At 67.0% G+C, this 16,247-nt stretch carries 13 protein-coding genes and 1 rRNA gene; 3 read left to right on the forward strand and 11 right to left on the reverse strand.

The window, feature by feature from the left end; all coding sequences use genetic code 11:
• Positions 1 to 250 precede the first annotated feature (250 nt).
• From QE410_RS09870 to rpsA, 3 genes are all read right to left on the reverse strand, one after another.
• A 16S ribosomal RNA gene (locus QE410_RS09870) occupies positions 251 to 1,774 on the reverse strand.
• Between the two features lie 565 nt (positions 1,775 to 2,339).
• Positions 2,340 to 2,513: a hypothetical protein gene (locus tag QE410_RS09875; protein ID WP_307331155.1), complete on the reverse strand. Its 174-nt coding sequence runs from the start codon at positions 2,511 to 2,513 to the stop codon at positions 2,340 to 2,342.
• 103 nt (positions 2,514 to 2,616) lie between these two features.
• Positions 2,617 to 4,071 (reverse strand): 30S ribosomal protein S1, encoded by a 1,455-nt coding sequence (gene rpsA / locus QE410_RS09880; RefSeq protein ID WP_154921078.1) that lies wholly within the window; start codon positions 4,069 to 4,071, stop codon positions 2,617 to 2,619.
• Between the two features lie 427 nt (positions 4,072 to 4,498).
• Here rpsA and QE410_RS09885 point away from each other — a divergent pair, with 427 nt between their 5' ends.
• Positions 4,499 to 5,500 (forward strand): lytic transglycosylase domain-containing protein, encoded by a 1,002-nt coding sequence (locus QE410_RS09885; RefSeq protein ID WP_307331159.1) that lies wholly within the window; start codon positions 4,499 to 4,501, stop codon positions 5,498 to 5,500.
• Between the two features lie 75 nt (positions 5,501 to 5,575).
• Here QE410_RS09885 and QE410_RS09890 read toward each other — a convergent pair whose 3' ends face one another.
• From QE410_RS09890 to QE410_RS09910, 5 genes are all read right to left on the reverse strand, one after another.
• Positions 5,576 to 7,168 carry an ABC transporter substrate-binding protein gene (locus QE410_RS09890; protein WP_307331161.1) on the reverse strand — a complete coding sequence of 531 codons (1,593 nt, stop codon included), beginning with the start codon at positions 7,166 to 7,168 and terminating at the stop codon, positions 5,576 to 5,578.
• A gap of 65 nt (positions 7,169 to 7,233) precedes the next feature.
• Positions 7,234 to 7,992, reverse strand: a complete 759-nt coding sequence (locus QE410_RS09895; protein ID WP_307331164.1) for an ABC transporter ATP-binding protein — start codon at positions 7,990 to 7,992, stop codon at positions 7,234 to 7,236.
• Complete coding sequence (locus QE410_RS09900; RefSeq protein WP_307331167.1) at positions 7,989 to 8,957, reverse strand: ABC transporter ATP-binding protein; 969 nt, start codon at positions 8,955 to 8,957, stop codon at positions 7,989 to 7,991. The genes QE410_RS09895 and QE410_RS09900 overlap by 4 nt, the downstream gene beginning before the upstream one ends.
• Positions 8,954 to 9,841 (reverse strand): ABC transporter permease, encoded by an 888-nt coding sequence (locus tag QE410_RS09905; protein WP_307331170.1) that lies wholly within the window; start codon positions 9,839 to 9,841, stop codon positions 8,954 to 8,956. Before QE410_RS09905 ends, QE410_RS09900 begins: the two co-directional genes overlap by 4 nt.
• On the reverse strand, positions 9,838 to 10,992 hold the full coding sequence (locus QE410_RS09910; RefSeq protein WP_307331173.1) for an ABC transporter permease: 1,155 nt from the start codon (positions 10,990 to 10,992) through the stop codon (positions 9,838 to 9,840). The genes QE410_RS09905 and QE410_RS09910 overlap by 4 nt, the downstream gene beginning before the upstream one ends.
• Between QE410_RS09910 and QE410_RS09915 the strand changes: the two genes are divergently transcribed.
• A complete protein-coding gene (locus QE410_RS09915; protein WP_307331176.1) occupies positions 10,962 to 11,543 on the forward strand; it encodes a PadR family transcriptional regulator in 582 nt (193 codons plus the stop codon). The two genes, QE410_RS09910 and QE410_RS09915, sit on opposite strands and share 31 nt — an antisense overlap.
• A gap of 21 nt (positions 11,544 to 11,564) precedes the next feature.
• Here the strand turns inward: QE410_RS09915 and QE410_RS09920 are convergent, their stop codons facing one another.
• Positions 11,565 to 12,236, reverse strand: a complete 672-nt coding sequence (locus tag QE410_RS09920) for a cysteine hydrolase family protein (RefSeq protein ID WP_307331179.1) — start codon at positions 12,234 to 12,236, stop codon at positions 11,565 to 11,567.
• 89 nt (positions 12,237 to 12,325) lie between these two features.
• Between QE410_RS09920 and QE410_RS09925 the strand changes: the two genes are divergently transcribed.
• Positions 12,326 to 13,870, forward strand: a complete 1,545-nt coding sequence (locus tag QE410_RS09925; RefSeq protein WP_307331182.1) for an MFS transporter — start codon at positions 12,326 to 12,328, stop codon at positions 13,868 to 13,870.
• Between the two features lie 30 nt (positions 13,871 to 13,900).
• On the opposite strand, the gene QE410_RS09930 is transcribed toward QE410_RS09925, so the two are convergent.
• On the reverse strand, positions 13,901 to 15,595 hold the full coding sequence (locus QE410_RS09930) for an AarF/ABC1/UbiB kinase family protein (protein ID WP_307331184.1): 1,695 nt from the start codon (positions 15,593 to 15,595) through the stop codon (positions 13,901 to 13,903).
• Positions 15,596 to 15,647: 52 nt separating this feature from the next.
• Positions 15,648 to 16,226 (reverse strand): PadR family transcriptional regulator, encoded by a 579-nt coding sequence (locus QE410_RS09935; RefSeq protein WP_058232452.1) that lies wholly within the window; start codon positions 16,224 to 16,226, stop codon positions 15,648 to 15,650.
• Positions 16,227 to 16,247 lie beyond the last annotated feature (21 nt).

The raw sequence follows: 16,247 nt of genomic DNA on the forward strand, positions 1-16,247 counted from the left end.
ACACACCAACCACCACCAGCCTTCCGACTAGCGCGATCAGCGCCCGGCCCCTCAGGACCCAACAGCGTGCATGCCCCACCACCGAGAGCCCCCACCTTTCCGACCACCGAAGTGATGTACTCAGCAGAAACCCCCACCAATGAGGCCTCGTCAAATGTTCCACCCATGAGCTAACCAGCGAGACACATTCGGTCCCGACCTGGCGCCTGGACACCACAACCCACAGACTGTGACGCCAGATGCTCCTTAGAAAGGAGGTGATCCAGCCGCACCTTCCGGTACGGCTACCTTGTTACGACTTAGTCCTAATTACCGATCCCACCTTCGACGGCTCCCTCCACAAGGGTTAGGCCACCGGCTTCAGGTGTTACCGACTTTCATGACTTGACGGGCGGTGTGTACAAGACCCGGGAACGTATTCACCGCAGCGTTGCTGATCTGCGATTACTAGCGACTCCGACTTCATGAGGTCGAGTTGCAGACCTCAATCCGAACTGGGACCGGCTTTTTGGGATTCGCTCCACCTCACGGTATTGCAGCCCTTTGTACCGGCCATTGTAGCATGCGTGAAGCCCAAGACATAAGGGGCATGATGATTTGACGTCATCCCCACCTTCCTCCGAGTTGACCCCGGCAGTATCCCATGAGTTCCCACCATTACGTGCTGGCAACATAGAACGAGGGTTGCGCTCGTTGCGGGACTTAACCCAACATCTCACGACACGAGCTGACGACAACCATGCACCACCTGTTCACCAGTGTCCAAAGAGTCCCGTATTTCTACGGTGTTCTGGTGTATGTCAAGCCTTGGTAAGGTTCTTCGCGTTGCATCGAATTAATCCGCATGCTCCGCCGCTTGTGCGGGTCCCCGTCAATTCCTTTGAGTTTTAGCCTTGCGGCCGTACTCCCCAGGCGGGGAACTTAATGCGTTAGCTGCGTCACGGAAACCGTGGAATGGTCCCCACAACTAGTTCCCAACGTTTACGGGGTGGACTACCAGGGTATCTAAGCCTGTTTGCTCCCCACCCTTTCGCTCCTCAGCGTCAGTTACGGCCCAGAGATCTGCCTTCGCCATCGGTGTTCCTCCTGATATCTGCGCATTCCACCGCTACACCAGGAATTCCAATCTCCCCTACCGCACTCTAGTCTGCCCGTACCCACTGCAGGCCCGAGGTTGAGCCTCGGGATTTCACAGCAGACGCGACAAACCGCCTACGAGCTCTTTACGCCCAATAATTCCGGATAACGCTTGCGCCCTACGTATTACCGCGGCTGCTGGCACGTAGTTAGCCGGCGCTTTTTCTGCAGGTACCGTCACTCACGCTTCTTCCCTGCTAAAAGAGGTTTACAACCCGAAGGCCGTCATCCCTCACGCGGCGTTGCTGCATCAGGCTTCCGCCCATTGTGCAATATTCCCCACTGCTGCCTCCCGTAGGAGTCTGGGCCGTGTCTCAGTCCCAGTGTGGCCGGTCACCCTCTCAGGCCGGCTACCCGTCGACGCCTTGGTGAGCCATTACCTCACCAACAAGTGCTGATAGGCCGCGAGCCCATCCCAGACCGAAAAATCTTTCCAAACATGACCATGCGATCACGCCTCATATCCAGTATTAGACACCGTTTCCAGCGCTTATCCCAGAGTCCAGGGCAGGTTGCTCACGTGTTACTCACCCGTTCGCCACTGATCCACCAAGCAAGCTTGGCTTCACCGTTCGACTTGCATGTGTTAAGCACGCCGCCAGCGTTCATCCTGAGCCAGGATCAAACTCTCCGTAAAAGAAAAAATGCAAACAACACCGGGAAAACGATGCCGCCGCGAGTTTGAAACTGACCAAAGAGATAAATCATTGCTGACTATCCATCGCCAACCCCCAAAAGGGCTGGTCTTTGATCCAAAGGAATTTCTCGCAGTCCGAAGACCAACGAGGAATAAATTGGCATTTGACAAGTGCACGCTGTTGAGTTCTCAAGGAACGGACGCACCCACAGAAACAGTCATCTCGACCAACCCATGAGGCAGTTCACTTCAATACGAGACCACTCGAACCTTCTGGCTCTCACCGTGGGACCTATAAAAAGATCAACGTCGTGAAAACCGGTCGAATGACCAGAACCGAAACTCTACACCATCCAGCGCAGGTCTCGGGGCGGCTCACCACTTGAGAGGACGCGGGGCCTTCCGGCCGCTCCGCTCTCCCCTGTGGGGCGAACAAGTAATAACTTACGCGGATCCCGCCCACTCGTCCAATCCGCGGCGCCGGCCGGGCGTGTCGCACCCCGAAACCGCGAAAAATCGGGGCTGACGCAGGTTCGGCCCGCACGGGGCCTGCGGCGCCGCAGGGTCACACGAGCGACGGGATCGATGTCAGCGCCGCCGCGGCATCCGTGTGTCCCCCGGTGAATTCGATGCCGCCGAAGAACATCGCGCCGATGACCAGCGCGAACACGAACACGATCGAGAGGAAGAGCACGGCGACGCCGGCGAGGGTGATCAGAAGCGGAAGTCGGTTTGCCATGCGTCGATCCTCCCCCACGACGTCGGCCACGGGCCAGGGCTTGCGCGAGAACGACCGAAGGCCGGCACCCCCGAGGAGGTACCGGCCTTCAGTGCAGGACGCGTCAGCGACCGGAGAGCTTCTCGCGAAGCGCAGCCAGCGACTCGTCGTCGGCGAGGGTTCCCTGCGCGGGCGACTCCGACGAGAACGATCCACCGAACGAACCGGTGTCCGTCGGGTTGGCGGCCTCGGCCTCGAGGGCCTTGGTGACGGCAGCCTTGTGCGCCTCCCAGCGACCCTGGGCAGCGGCGTACTCCTGCTCCCACTGCTCGCGCTGGGCGTCGAAGCCCTCGAGCCAGGCACCCGACTCGGGGTCGAAGCCCTCGGGGTACTTGTACTCGCCACGCTCGTCGTACTCGGTGGCCATGCCGTACAGCGCCGGGTCGAACTCGGTGCCGTTGGGGTCGACCGACTCGTTGGCCTGCTTGAGCGACAGCGAGATGCGGCGACGCTCCAGGTCGATGTCGATGATCTTGACGAAGACCTCTTCGCCGACCGACACGACCTGCTCGGCGAGCTCGACGTGCTTGCCGGACAGCTCGGAGATGTGCACGAGGCCCTCGATACCGTCGGCCACGCGGACGAACGCACCGAACGGAACGAGCTTGGTGACCTTGCCCGGAGCGATCTGGCCGATCGCGTGGGTACGGGCGAACACCTGCCACGGGTCTTCCTGCGTCGCCTTGAGCGAGAGCGACACGCGCTCGCGATCGAGGTCGACCTCGAGGATCTCGACGGTGACCTCCTGGCCCACCTCGACGACCTCGGAGGCGTGCTCGATGTGCTTCCAGGAGAGCTCGGAGACGTGCACGAGACCGTCGACGCCGCCCAGGTCGACGAACGCACCGAAGTTGACGATCGACGAGACCGTGCCCTTGCGGACCTGGCCCTTGTGCAGGTTGTTGAGGAACGTGGTGCGCGACTCGGACTGCGTCTGCTCGAGCAGGGCGCGGCGCGAGAGCACGACGTTGTTGCGGTTCTTGTCGAGCTCGAGGATCTTGGCCTCGATCTCCTGGCCGAGGTACGGCGTGAGGTCGCGGACGCGGCGCAGCTCGATGAGCGATGCCGGGAGGAAGCCGCGGAGGCCGATGTCGACGATGAGACCACCCTTGACGACCTCGATCACGGAACCGGTGACGACACCGTCGTTCTCCTTGATCTTCTCGACATCGCCCCACGCACGCTCGTACTGCGCGCGCTTCTTGGACAGGATGAGGCGACCTTCCTTGTCCTCCTTCTGGAGAACGAGGGCTTCGACGTGATCGCCGACGTTGACGACCTCATTGGGGTCGACGTCGTGCTTGATCGAAAGCTCGCGCGAGGGGATGACACCCTCGGTCTTGTAACCGACGTCGAGGAGCACCTCGTCGCGGTCGATCTTCACGACGGTGCCCTCGATGAGGTCGCCGTCGTTGAAGAACTTCAGGGTCTTCTCGACAGCGGCGAGGAAGTCCTCGGCCGAGCCGATGTCGTTGATCGCGACCTGCTTGATAGCGGGAGCGGTCGTTGCGGTAGTCATGTAGTGGGTTGTCCTAGTTGGGTGTGGTGTCGGGCTCCGACTCCTGCGCCCCTCGGTCCAGTGGACCGGGGCCATCGCGCAGCCGCCCGCCGGAGGGCGAACGGATGCCACGAGTCGAAGCGAAGCGGATTGATCGTGCGATGTCACGGGACCGATCGGAATCGAGCAGGCCCACGTGTGACATCTCAGTCTAACCCACCGAGCCATCCCCGTCCGGCGCGATACGGAAAGCTCGTCATACGGCGTCGCACCGCCTCCCGTGTCACCCCGCCGATTCGCCCGGGACCGGCGCTTTTGCAGAGCCATCCACAGCACGCGCGCCCAGGTGGCATCCAGAATCGCATGCCAGGCTCCCCGTCTTGTGCCCGCCGAACGCGGGTCGGACGGTGACACCCGCGCCGTCCCCCCCTCACGTGGAACCGGTTTTATGCGCTCTGCTTCGACGCCCCCCTCCAATCGTCGCGACCGCCGCCTCGCGGCCCGCCGCACCCGTCGCCGCCCCGCCGCGACCGTCGGCGCGCTCGTTGTCGGAGCGGTCGCGGCTGCGACCCTGACCGGCACCGTGCCGGCCGCCACCGCCTCGCCCGCCGACCTCTCGTCGGCGACCTTCTCGCTCGCATCGGCGACCACCCCGATCGCCCTGGCCGCTCCCCGCGGCCCGGAGGTCGCCGAAGCGCACACGGCGCAGTCGACGGCCGCGACGTCGCTACAGGCGGCCTCTGCCGTGCAGGCCGACATCGCGGCATCCGGTCTCGACATCGGCCAACCCGCCACGATCGACACCGACGCGCTGGAACACGCCGCCGAACGCCTGCAGTCCGCATCGGTGCTGCCCGCGACCTTCCTTCCCGGACTCGCCGACGACGTGACGGCCGCGACCTCGGCGGTCGACCAGCGCGTGGCCGAATTGCGCGGAAGCCTCGACGCCGCCATCGCGAAGAAGGCGGAGGAAGAAGCCGCCGAGAAGGCCCGCCAGGAAGCCGAGGCTGCCGCCGCCGCTGCCGCGAAGGCCGCTGAAGAGGAGGCCGCGGCGCAGCGGAGCGCCTCGTCGACGTCATCGTCTTCGTCGAGCGGGGGCGGGTCGTCCGCGCCGTTCGCCACCGGCGGCGGTTCGGGCGACAACAGCCCCGCCGGCGCCAAGGCCACCGCTCGCGGCATGCTGTCCAGCCGCGGCTGGGGCGACGACCAGTTCTCGTGCCTCGAATCGCTGTGGAACAAGGAGTCGGGCTGGAACTACCAGGCCTACAACTCCTCGAGCGGTGCCTTCGGCATCCCGCAGGCCCTCCCCGGCAGCAAGATGTCGTCGGCCGGTGCGGATTGGCAGACCAACGCGGCGACGCAGATCTCGTGGGGCCTCGGCTACATCTCGGGCCGCTACGGCGACCCGTGCGGCGCGTGGGGGCACTCGCAGTCGACCGGCTGGTACTGAAACCCGTACGAAGCCCCGGACACCTCCGCGGTGTCCGGGGCTTCGTGGCATCCGGGAACGAGAGGGCGCCGCGGGTCAGCGCTTCATCGAGATGCCCGTGAAGTCGATCCACCAGCTCTTCGGCTGCTCGAAGCCGGTCACGGCTGCAGACATCGCGCGGGGGGCCGTGTCATTGACCACGAAGAGCCATGCAGCGTCCTGGGTGACCAGGTGGCCGACCTGGGTCAGCAGCGCAGCGCGCTCCGTGTCGTCGACCGTGACCAGCGCCTGATCGTAGAGCGCCTCTGCCTCGGGGTTGCAGTAGCCGAAGAAGTTCCCCTCGCACCCGAACCAGAAGCCCTTCCAGCTCGAGGGCTGCTCCAGGCTGAACGCTTGGTTGGCCGCCTGCCAGCCGGTGTCGCCCGCGCCGAGCTTGGCGTACATGCCGGAGAAGTCGACCGGCTCGAGAGTGACGTCGATGCCCACGGCCGAGAGCTGCGTCTGCAGGGCTTCGTTCATGGCCTTGGCCTGCATCGAGCCCGACCCCGCGGTGATGTAGCCGACCTTGACCGCCACGCCGTCGGGGTACCCCGCCTCGGCGAGCAGAGCCTTCGCCTTCGTGGGGTCGTAGTCGTACAGGTCATCGTCGGCGGTGTAGTACAGGCTCGCGCCGGCGAACATCTGGTGCGCAGGAACGGCCGTTCCGTGCAGCAGGTCGTCGGCGATGGCATCCCGATCGATCGCATAGTTCATCGCCTGACGGACCCGGATGTCGTCGAAGGGCTTCTCGCCCGTCATGAGCTGCCACGACCACTCCCAGTCGAAGGCGTTGCCGGTGGCGACGAATCCGGCCGACTCGAGACTGGCGAGATCATCGGGCTGGGCCGCCTCGATCCAATCCACGCGTCCCGAACGCAGCGCCGCCGTGCGCGCCGACGGGTCGGGGATGAGTTCGACCGTGAGACGGTCGAGCGTGGGGACGCGACCCCAGTAGTCGTCGTTTCGCACGAACGAGATCGACTGGTTCTGCTGCAGCTCGTCGAATCGGAAGGGTCCGGTTCCGACGGGGTGGGTCGCCTGGCCGGCGGAGCCCGACTCCTCGAGCGAGGCGGGGCTGGCGAAGTAGACGTTGTACAGGTCGGCGAGGAAGAACGCGAACGGCTGGTTCAGCGTGAACGTCACCGTCATGTCGTCGACCTTCTCGACCGAGTCGACGAAGTTCAGCACCGTGTAGTAGGTGATGAGCACCGGGTCGTAGTTCGGATCGTTCTCATTCATGTAGCGGTCGATGTTGAAGATGAGGGCATCGGCGTTCCATGCGGTCCCGTCATGGAAGGTCACGCCCTCTTGAAGAGCGAAGGTGTAGGTGAGGCCGTCATCGGAGATCTCCCACGAGGAGGCGAGCGCGGGGGCGACGCCGGCCGGGGCATTGGGGTCGGACACGTCGCGTTTGGTGAGGCCCTCGTAGATGAGGTTTCCGATCAACCGCTGCCCCTCATAGCCGGCGGTCGTGATGGCCCCGGTGTCCAGACTCGGGAAGGACGCCATCTGGGAGCCGACGACGAGCGTCTGATCGTCGTCGGCCGACGGCGTCGTGCTGCCTGAGCACGCCGACAAGGTGAGCGCCGCAGCGAGAGCGACGGCGGCGCCGAGCAGCGCCCGACGCGGTGGGGAGGTGAGGGATCGCATGGTTCTCCTGTGGGTGGAAGCCACGTGACAACGCGGCCGGGCGGGTGATGTGGGGTGTGGTGCCTTCAGGCGGCGGGGATCGGGTGCCGCGCCGCCAGAAGCTCTCGGGTGTACGGATCCGACGGCGCACGGAGCACGTCGACGGTGGGGCCCTCCTCCACCGCGCGGCCGCGGTTCAGGACGAGGAGGTCGTCGGCGATGTGTTCGACGACGGCGAGATCGTGGGTGATGAAGAACAGGGCGACGCCGAGCCCCGACTGCAGCTCGGCGAAGGTGTTGAGCACCTGTGCCTGGACCGACTTGTCGAGGGCGGAGACGGCCTCATCGCAGACCAGGAGCCGGGGCCGACCGGCGATGGCCCGGGCGATCGCGACGCGCTGCGCCTGCCCGCCGGACAGCTCGTGCGGGTAGGCGTGGGCGTAATCGCCCGACAGGCTGACCGTCTGCAGGAGGTCGTCGATGCGCGTCCGCCACTCCCGGCGAGCCACTCCCTGCGCCGCGAGCTGGAACATCATGCTCTCCCCCACGGTGGCCGTGGGGTTCAACGCGTTGCGGGGATCCTGAGGCACGAGCTGGAAGTCGCGCCGCGCCCGACGCAGTTGCGACCTGCTGAGGGCGAACAGGTCGCGTCCGCCGAGCAGCACTGTTCCCGCGTCGGGCTTCATCAACCGCATGACGATGCGTCCGAGCGTCGACTTCCCGCTGCCCGACTCTCCGACCACGCCGAGGGTACGCCCGGGTTCGAGACGCAGATCGATGCCGTGGAGGGCGGTGAAGTCACCGAACGTCTTGACGATGCCGCGACCTTCGAGAATGGTGTTCACGACAGGAGCTCACTTTCTGCGGCGACCGCATGGCCCGGGGCTACGTCGACGAGGGGTCCCCACTCCCGACGAGATCGCACCGACTCGGGCACCACGGCCAGCTGGCCGCGCGGCACCTCGACGGACGGCTCCGCAGCCAGCAGCGCACGGGTGTATGCGTGACGAGGCGCCACGAGAACGGACGGGGCGAAGCCGAGTTCGACGATCTGTCCGCCGAGCATGACGGCGACACGATCGTGCGGCTGCGACGCGATGCGCGCCGCGATGCCGATGTCGTGCGTGATGAAGAGGATCGCCGTGTGCAGATGCTCCCGGAGACCGTCGAGAAGGGCCACGACGTGCGCCCCCACCGACGCGTCGAGCGCGCTCGACGGCTCGTCCGCGACGATGAGCTCCGGCCCGCAGCTGATGGCGATCGCGATCGCGATCCTCTGACGCATTCCGCCCGACACTTCGTGCGGGTAGCACCGGATGACGCGGTGGGGATCGCGGATCTGAACCTGTTCCAGCAGCTCGACGGCGCGCCGCTTCGCCTCCGCCGTCGAGGAGACCTGCCGGTGCTGGCGCAGCGTCTCGATCATCTGCGAGCCGATCCGCCGCATCGGGTCCAGCGCGGCGTTCGGATCCTGCGGCACGACGCCGATCCGCTGGCCGTGCAGGGCCCTCAACGTGGCGCGCGATCCGGTGACCAGGTCGACGCCGTCGAAGAGGGCCGTTCCCGTCACCGTAGCACTCGCGGGCGCGAGTCCCGTGATCGCTCGGGCGAAGACGGTCTTCCCGCTGCCGGACTCCCCCAGCAGGACCGTGACCTGCCCGCGCTCGAGACCGAGCCCGATTCCGTCGATGACCGTCGATGCAGCCTTGCCGGGCCGGGGGAAGGACACGCGGATGTCGCTCGCATCGAGGACGAGGGGTACGGATGCCGCCAGACCTCCTGCCGGCACGTGCGGTGTCATCGCACTCATGACAGAGCTCCCTTCCCGGCGATCGCGTCGCGGAGTCCGTCGCCGATCAGGGGGAACAGCATCGACAGCGCGAGGATGACGACGACGGGCTCCAGGGCCAGGGCGATGTCGGTGTAGATGGCGGCCTGCATCTCGAACAGGATCGAGCCCAGTTCGGGCTGCGGTGACGGCACGCCCAGACCGATGAAGCCGAGACCGCCGGCGATTGCCACGTTCGCGCCCACGAGTGACGTGGAGTACGCGAGGACGGCAGGCAGCGCGACCGGAATGATCTGACGCACGAGGATCGTGGCATCCGATGCTCCGCTCGATCGCGCCGCGGTGACGAAGTCGAGGTCTCGCACCCGCGCCACCTCTGTCTCGGCGATCCGTGCCACCGGCGCGATCCACACGAGGGTCAAGGCCAGGATCAAGGTGCCCAATCCGACTCCGAGCGAGATCGCCAGCAGGAGAGCGAGCAGCACACCGGGGAACGCGAACAGAAGGTCGACCCCGCGCATGAGGACGGTGTTGACGGTCTTGTTCGCCAGGCCGGCGATGGTGCCGATCGCGAGTCCGAGGACGGTGGCGATCACGATCGGGACGACGCCCGCCACGAGAGAGGTCCGGATGCCGGAGAGCAGGCGGCTGAGCATGTCGCGGCCCTGCGTATCGGTGCCGAGGACGTGCCCGTCGGTGAACAGCGGCAGCAGGCGGCGCGAGAGCTCGCCCGTGAGGGGATCGGCGATCGGCAGCAGCGGAGCCGCGGCGGCGAGCGCGGCGAGTGCGATGACGATGGCGAGTGCGATACGGCTGCGCAGCGGCATCCGCCGCCAGAGCGATCGGCGCCGGAAGCGCGGCGCCGCCTCGACCGGCAACTGTCGGGGTGGGAGAACGGAGGTCACGCGCGTCCCTTTCTGATCCGTGGGTCGAGCAGGGCGTTGACGACGTCCGCGAGAAGGAGGACGACGGCGAAGATGACGGCGATCAGCAGGGCGACCGCTTGGACGAGGGTGTAGTCGCGGAGCCCGACCGACTGCACGACCAGGGCCCCCAGCCCCGGGATGCTGAAGATCTGCTCGACGAAGAGCGCGCCGCCCAGCATCGTGCCCACCTGGATCCCGAGCACGGTGATCATCGGCGGAAGGGCGTTGTGGTGCGTGTGCACGGCGATCCGCCAGGGGGCCAGGCCCCGCGCTCGAAGAGTGGGGAGCAGTTCGGAAGCGGAGAGGGTCGAGATCGAGGTCTTGAGCGAACGTGCCATCTGCGCCCCTGGCGCCAGTGCCAGGGCCAGAGCCGGCAGAGCCAGGTGGGTGAGGACGTCAGCGGGCGAGCCGTCGCCGCGCGTGCTGACTCCCCCGGCGGGGAAGATCGGCACCAGCACGGCGAACACGATGAGCAGCAGCAGGGCGACCGTGTACTGCGGCGCGGAGAGGAAGAGCGCCTCGAGGCCGTCCATACCTCGGCGCACCCCGCGCCAGCGGGAGGTCGCCAGGTTGCCCATCGCCAACGCGAGGAGGATGGCGATGACACTCGCCGTCGCACCGAGAAGCAGCGTGTTCTGCAATGCCGGTCCGATGATGTCCGCGACGGGGCGTCCCTGGCTGTAGGAATAGCCGAGATCGCCGGAGAGGAGATGACCGAGCCAGATCGCGAATTGGACGGGCAGCGGCTGGTCGAGCCCCATGACGACGCGCAGACGATCGCGCTCTTCGGGTGTGCTGTCGGTGCCGAGGATCGCCAGGGCAGGGTCCCCCGGGATCGCTCTGATCGCGAAGAACACCACGATCGCGATGAACAACGCGGTGATCACTGTCATGGCGAGTCGTCCCGCAACGAGCCGCATGAGGCGATTTTGCGCTATGGCTTTGTAGTCCATAATTGGAATTATTAGGGAAGCCGTGTTTCGCCCGGGTTTCTTGGCGATGAAAGAGTCGAGCACCGCTCGACACCACGGGGACGCCGTTAGCATCGACACGTCTGAACGACGCGTCTCGCGTCCATCCCGCCGACGAAAGGACAGAGATGGCCCTGCGGCACGCGATCCTGGCAGCATTGTCTCGGGGGCGACCTCGGACCGGGTACGACCTCAACGCCAGCTTCAACGACGTCAACGACCGCGCCTGGCATGCGAGCCCGTCACAGGTGTATTCGGAGCTGGCGAAGATGGAGAAGCTCGGACTGATCGACATCACCGAGCGCACCGAACGCGGTCGGACGAGCTACGTCATCAACGACAGCGGCCTCGATGAACTCCGCAGGTGGCTCCTGCATGATCAGCCGGATCATGGCATCCGCGACGATGCAGCGCTGCGACTGCTCAACCTCTGGGTGCTCGACCCCGCCGATGCGGACTATCTGCTCGACGCCGAAGTGACGTTCCAACGGCAACGCCAGTTCAGCCTCCGTCACCTCCTGCTCTCGTGGGACGAGGAGCGAGAAGACCCCGACAGCCCCGTGTGGCGCAGCCGCCGCGCCCTGTACACGCTGTGGCTGCGCCAGACGGACCTCATGCTCGACTGGCTCGAGGAGCTCCGGACGATGCTGCACGACCCCGTATCGCCCGTGCCCGAGCTGCTGACGGGCGCCATCCCCGCGAAGATCTGACGCTCCGACACGACCGCCCGTCTACCGGCCGACGATCGTCGCCATGTCGGCGGGCTGACGCCCGTAGCCGGGCGTGGTGAAGCGGCGCTCCCACGCGGCGTCCGGCGCGAGCAACTCCCGCCACGGCGCGACCTCGACATACAGCACGCGCAGGGAGTCCAGGGCGGCGCGATGCAACGCCTCCCCATCGGTCGAGACGGCGTCCTCGGGGACGGCGACGTCGAAATTCTTCATCATCCCGGTGCGCGAGGTGGTCTCGACGCAGACGTTGGTCTGCAGGCCCGCGACGATGAGTCGCGTGACGTCGAGGTTGCGCAGGATCTGATCGAGGTCGGTCTGGAAGAACGCGTCCCAGCGATGCTTCTCCATGACGATGTCGCCCGGGGCGGGAGCCACGGCATCCAGGATCGCGGAGCCCCACTCCTCTTCGGCCCCGATCGGCGATTCGTCCGCGGGAGCGTCACGGAGCAGTCTCCGCATGCTGGGCGTCATGTCGGCACCGTCGACCCGGGAGGTCTGCCGCGTGTAGATCACCGGCACTCCGGCGTCGCGCGCCGCCGCGAGAAGAGCCGCGCACTCGGCGACCACCCGGTCGAACTCCCAGATGGGCGGCCACCCGAGAGCGCTGCGCCGCTCCTGCTGCAGGTACATGTTCTGCATGTCGATCATGATCAGCGCGGTGCGCGAGGTCATGGCATCCCCAATCGAGTACTGTGGTTTGATAGTCCAATTCTGTTATAGAGTCTGCATGTTTCTTCAGTGTTTCCGTCACGGAGGTCAGAGTGTCCGCACCGCCGATGTCGGCGCCCCTCTCCTCCGCGAGACGTCGACGCGTCTTCGTCGTCCTCGTCGCCGCGGCCGCGCTGACGATTCTCGACGTCTCCAAGCTCGGCATCGCCCTGCCGGCGATCCAGGAGGACATGGGCGGCGACCCCGCGACCGTGCAGCTCATGCTCGTGGGCTACACGCTCGCGTACGCGGTGACACTCGTCCCCGCCGGCCGCATCGGTGACGTGCTGCGACGACGCACGGTCTTCCTGGTGGGCGCCTCGATCTTCGTCGTCGCCAGCATCGCGTGTGCGGCGGCTCCCACAGCGGAGCTCCTCGTCGCGGGACGCATCGTCGAGGGCGTGGGCGCCGGACTGCTGATGCCGCAAGTGCTCGGCATCATCCAGCGCATGTACCCGGCATCCGAGCGCGCGCGGCCTCTGGCGACCCTCGCCGCCGTTCTCACGGTCACCTCCCTGGGCGCGCCCGTGCTCGCCGGCGTCATCATGAACCTCGCCGGAGACGCGCTCGGCTGGCGGCTCCTCTTCGTGGTCACGGTGGTGGCCGGTCTCGTCGTCGTGCCCGTGGCGGCGACGATGATCGTCGAACCGCCGTCGGCGCGGCGGGCGGGTTTCGACGCCGTCGGCGCCCTCCTCCTCGGCCTCGGCGTCGTGGCAGCCATCGCGCCGCTGTCGGCGTCGTCGGGCGCGCTTCCCGCAACGCCCTGGCCGTACGCGATCACCGCCGCCGGGGTCGTCGTGCTGGGCGCATTCATGCTGTACGAGCGGCACGTGGTGCGGCGAGGCCGCGAGCCACTGATCGACCCCCGGCTGTTCGCTCTCCCCCACTTCGGTGCGGGTGTCGCCGTCTCGGGCTTCATGCACGCGGCAGCCACGGGTGGCACCCTGATCGTCACGATCGCGCTCCAGCAGGTGGCGGGCCTGTCCCCGCTGGAGACCGCGCTGTGGATGCTGCCCACCACGGTCGCCAGCCTCCTCGGCGCGTGGGTCGCCTCGCGCCCGGGCGCGACGGACGGCCCGTTGATAGCGATCGGCATCGGCGTCAGCGCGGTGACCCTCGCGGCGATCGGACTCGCGTTCGGCTTCGTGCCGGCTGCCGCTCTCCCCGTCGTCGTCGTCGCGCTCCTGAGCCTGAGCTCCTTCGGAGCCGGCGCTGCCGCTCCGGCGAATCAGGCACGTACGCTGCAGTTCGCCCCCGAGCACCGCTCGAGCGTCGCCGGGTCTCTGATCCAGTTCTCCCAGCGATCCGGCTCGGCCGTGGGGATGGCCGCGGCGCTCGTGGTCTACTACACCTTGTTCTCCTCACCGACACCGGGCGGGCAGCCGGCGGCGGGGCCCATGCTCGCCCTGCTGCTCGTCTCCGGCCTTCTCGCGATCGGCGGGATGATCGCCCTCGCGGATCACCTCCGCCACCCGGGCGGCGACCGTCGCCGCCACACGCCGAACGACGTCTCTCACGACGCGTCCCGGGGTAAGGCCCGGTCGACGACCGCGCGCACAGCGCCCCTCGTCGGGCACGGGTCTGCGGCCGAACAGTGACCGCGAGGCTGCGGAGACTCGCCGGTGCCGTCAGGCGCCGTTGCGCCGCGCGATGACGCCGGCGAGCAGCGCGTGCGAGAGCGGACCGAGCGAGACGACCATGAGGATCGTGCCCAGCACCGCCTGCTCGGTCTGCAGCAGCACTCCCCCGACCAGCAGCCCCGCGAACAGCACCGCGGAGACCACGCGGCGGATCATCCGCTCGAGGTCGCGCAGCCGACGCTCGATGCGGGGCGTCTCGACCGAGAGCGAGCCCTCTTCGAGCCGCGAGATGAGGTTATCGGCGCGACGCGGCAGACGCGCGGTCACGGCCGCGACGGCCCCGACCTCGCGGGCCAGGGCCTGGACGGTGTTGCCGCTCTCTTCACGGATCAGACGCTGGGCGTAAGGCTCGACGGCATCCCAGATGTTGAAGGCCGGGTCGAGCGCGCTGCACATTCCGCTCGTCAGCGACATCGCGCGGACGATGAGCAGGAAGTTCTCGGGCAGCTGGAACGGCAAGGAACGCACGACGTCGCCGAACTCGATCGCGAAGGCCCGGAACTCGCGCGGATCGACCTCTTGCAGCTCGGCGAACCCCATGCCGCCGAAGCGTGCGAACAGCTGCGTCATCGCGCGCTCGAGCTGGATGGTGTCGGCCGAGGGCAGCAGCACCCCGACATCGCGGATGCCGTCGACGAGGCCTTTCCCGTCGCGCGAGGCCGCGGCGATGAGCACGCGACGCAGACCCCGCCGGAGGCCCGGCGGCACGTCGCCCATCATGCCGAAGTCGATGAAGGTGAACCGCCAGGCCGGGGTCGTGGCATCCGCAGATGCGAGCGGAGTGACGAAGACGTTGCCGGGGTGCGGGTCGGCGTGGAAGAAGCCGTCGTCGAAGAGCTGGTCGAACATCACCTGCGCGAAGCGCGCGGCCACCTCGGACGGATCGATGCCGGCGGCGCGGAGCGCCTCGACGTCGGTGATCTTGATGGCGCTGACGTCTTCGAGCGTCAGCACGCGGCGGGTGGTGCGCTCCCACACCACCTCGGGGACGGCGACACCGCCCTCTCCTCCGAAATCGGCCGCGAACCGCTCGGAGTTCGCGGCCTCGTGGAGGTAGTCGATCTCTTCCAGGCTCGTGACGGCGAACTCCTCCACGAGCGCGGGCATGTCGACACGGTCGCGCACGAGCGCGACCTTGCTCAGCCACACCCCCACTTTGCGCAGCGCACGCAGATCGACGTCGACGATACGGTCGATATCGGGGCGCTGGATCTTGAGCACGACGGCGCGCAAGCCCGTCTCGGCGGCCAGCTCGTCGGTGAGGGTCGCGCGATGCGCCTGACCCAGCGACGCGGCGGCGAGGGGGCGCTCGTCGACGCTCACGAAAGCGCGCTCCAGCGGCATCCCGAGCTCCCGTTCGGCGCGGGCGCGCATCTGGGCGAACGGGACCGCGGGGACCTCGTCTTGGAGCCCCTCGAGTTCTTTCGTGATGACCGGTGGGAGCACGTCGAGGCGCGACGACATGAACTGCCCGACCTTGATCATCAGCCCGCCGAGGTCGACGGCCAGCACGTGGAAGCGGCGGGCGATGCGCTGCAACCGGCGGGTTCGGCCTCGGGCGGATATCCACCCGAGGCCAAACCGCGGCAGGAAGAGCTCGTACCACCAGGCCTGCACCAGGTAGCGCGCCGCGAAGCGCGTGATCCGCCGGTAGCGGGCCTTCATGAGGGCGTCGTCGGTCATCGGTTCTCCTGGATGCCGACGGACGCGCGGCGCACGTCGAGCTCGATCAACCTCAGCCCTGGGCGAGGATCGAGTAGAGCTTACGGCGAGCCTCGTCGAGGATCTCGACCGCCTGCTGCACCTGCTCCTTGTTGCCGGTTCGCGCGACCTGGGCGGCCGCCTGGGCGAGCTCGACACCGGCCTTGGGCAGGGCCGTCATGCGCCCGCTGTCGCGCGAACCCGCGGATTCCCACGGGGCGCTGCGTTCGGTGGTCTCGTCTCCCGCGGCCGCACGGCCCTCTGCGGTGAGCGAGTATGTCTTGCGACCGTTCGACTCCTCGGCCTGCACGAGGCCCTCGTCGGTGAGCAGCTGCAGCGTGGGATACACCGAGCCGGGGCTGGGCTTCCACGATCCGCCGCTGCGGTCCTCGATCTCGCGGATGATCTGATAACCGTGCATCGGCTGCTCGAGCAGGAGCGAGAGCACGGCGGAGCGCACGTCGCCCTTGTTCATGCGGGGCGTCGACCCGGTCTTCTGCTCGAACTGCGTGCGCAGCTGCTCGAGACCCTCGAGGATGTTGGACATCGGCCAGCCGGGGGTGTTGTTGCCACCGCGTCCGCCGAACGCGTCTCCTAGGAATGAACCACTCATGACGACCTCCTTCGCGCGGAC

The sequence above is a fragment of the Microbacterium sp. SORGH_AS_1204 genome (assembly GCF_030818935.1).
GTDB lineage: Bacteria > Actinomycetota > Actinomycetes > Actinomycetales > Microbacteriaceae > Microbacterium.

Coding starts and splice junctions, on each gene's coding strand:
- QE410_RS09875 (WP_307331155.1), bottom strand. CDS start 2,513: ATGGCAAACCGACTTCCGCTTCTGATCACCCTCGCCGGCGTCGCCGTG.
- rpsA (WP_154921078.1), bottom strand. CDS start 4,071: ATGACTACCGCAACGACCGCTCCCGCTATCAAGCAGGTCGCGATCAAC.
- QE410_RS09885 (WP_307331159.1), top strand. CDS start 4,499: ATGCGCTCTGCTTCGACGCCCCCCTCCAATCGTCGCGACCGCCGCCTC.
- QE410_RS09890 (WP_307331161.1), bottom strand. CDS start 7,168: ATGCGATCCCTCACCTCCCCACCGCGTCGGGCGCTGCTCGGCGCCGCC.
- QE410_RS09900 (WP_307331167.1), bottom strand. CDS start 8,957: ATGAGTGCGATGACACCGCACGTGCCGGCAGGAGGTCTGGCGGCATCC.
- QE410_RS09915 (WP_307331176.1), top strand. CDS start 10,962: ATGGCCCTGCGGCACGCGATCCTGGCAGCATTGTCTCGGGGGCGACCT.
- QE410_RS09910 (WP_307331173.1), bottom strand. CDS start 10,992: ATGCTGCCAGGATCGCGTGCCGCAGGGCCATCTCTGTCCTTTCGTCGG.
- QE410_RS09920 (WP_307331179.1), bottom strand. CDS start 12,236: ATGACCTCGCGCACCGCGCTGATCATGATCGACATGCAGAACATGTAC.
- QE410_RS09930 (WP_307331184.1), bottom strand. CDS start 15,595: ATGACCGACGACGCCCTCATGAAGGCCCGCTACCGGCGGATCACGCGC.
- QE410_RS09935 (WP_058232452.1), bottom strand. CDS start 16,226: ATGAGTGGTTCATTCCTAGGAGACGCGTTCGGCGGACGCGGTGGCAAC.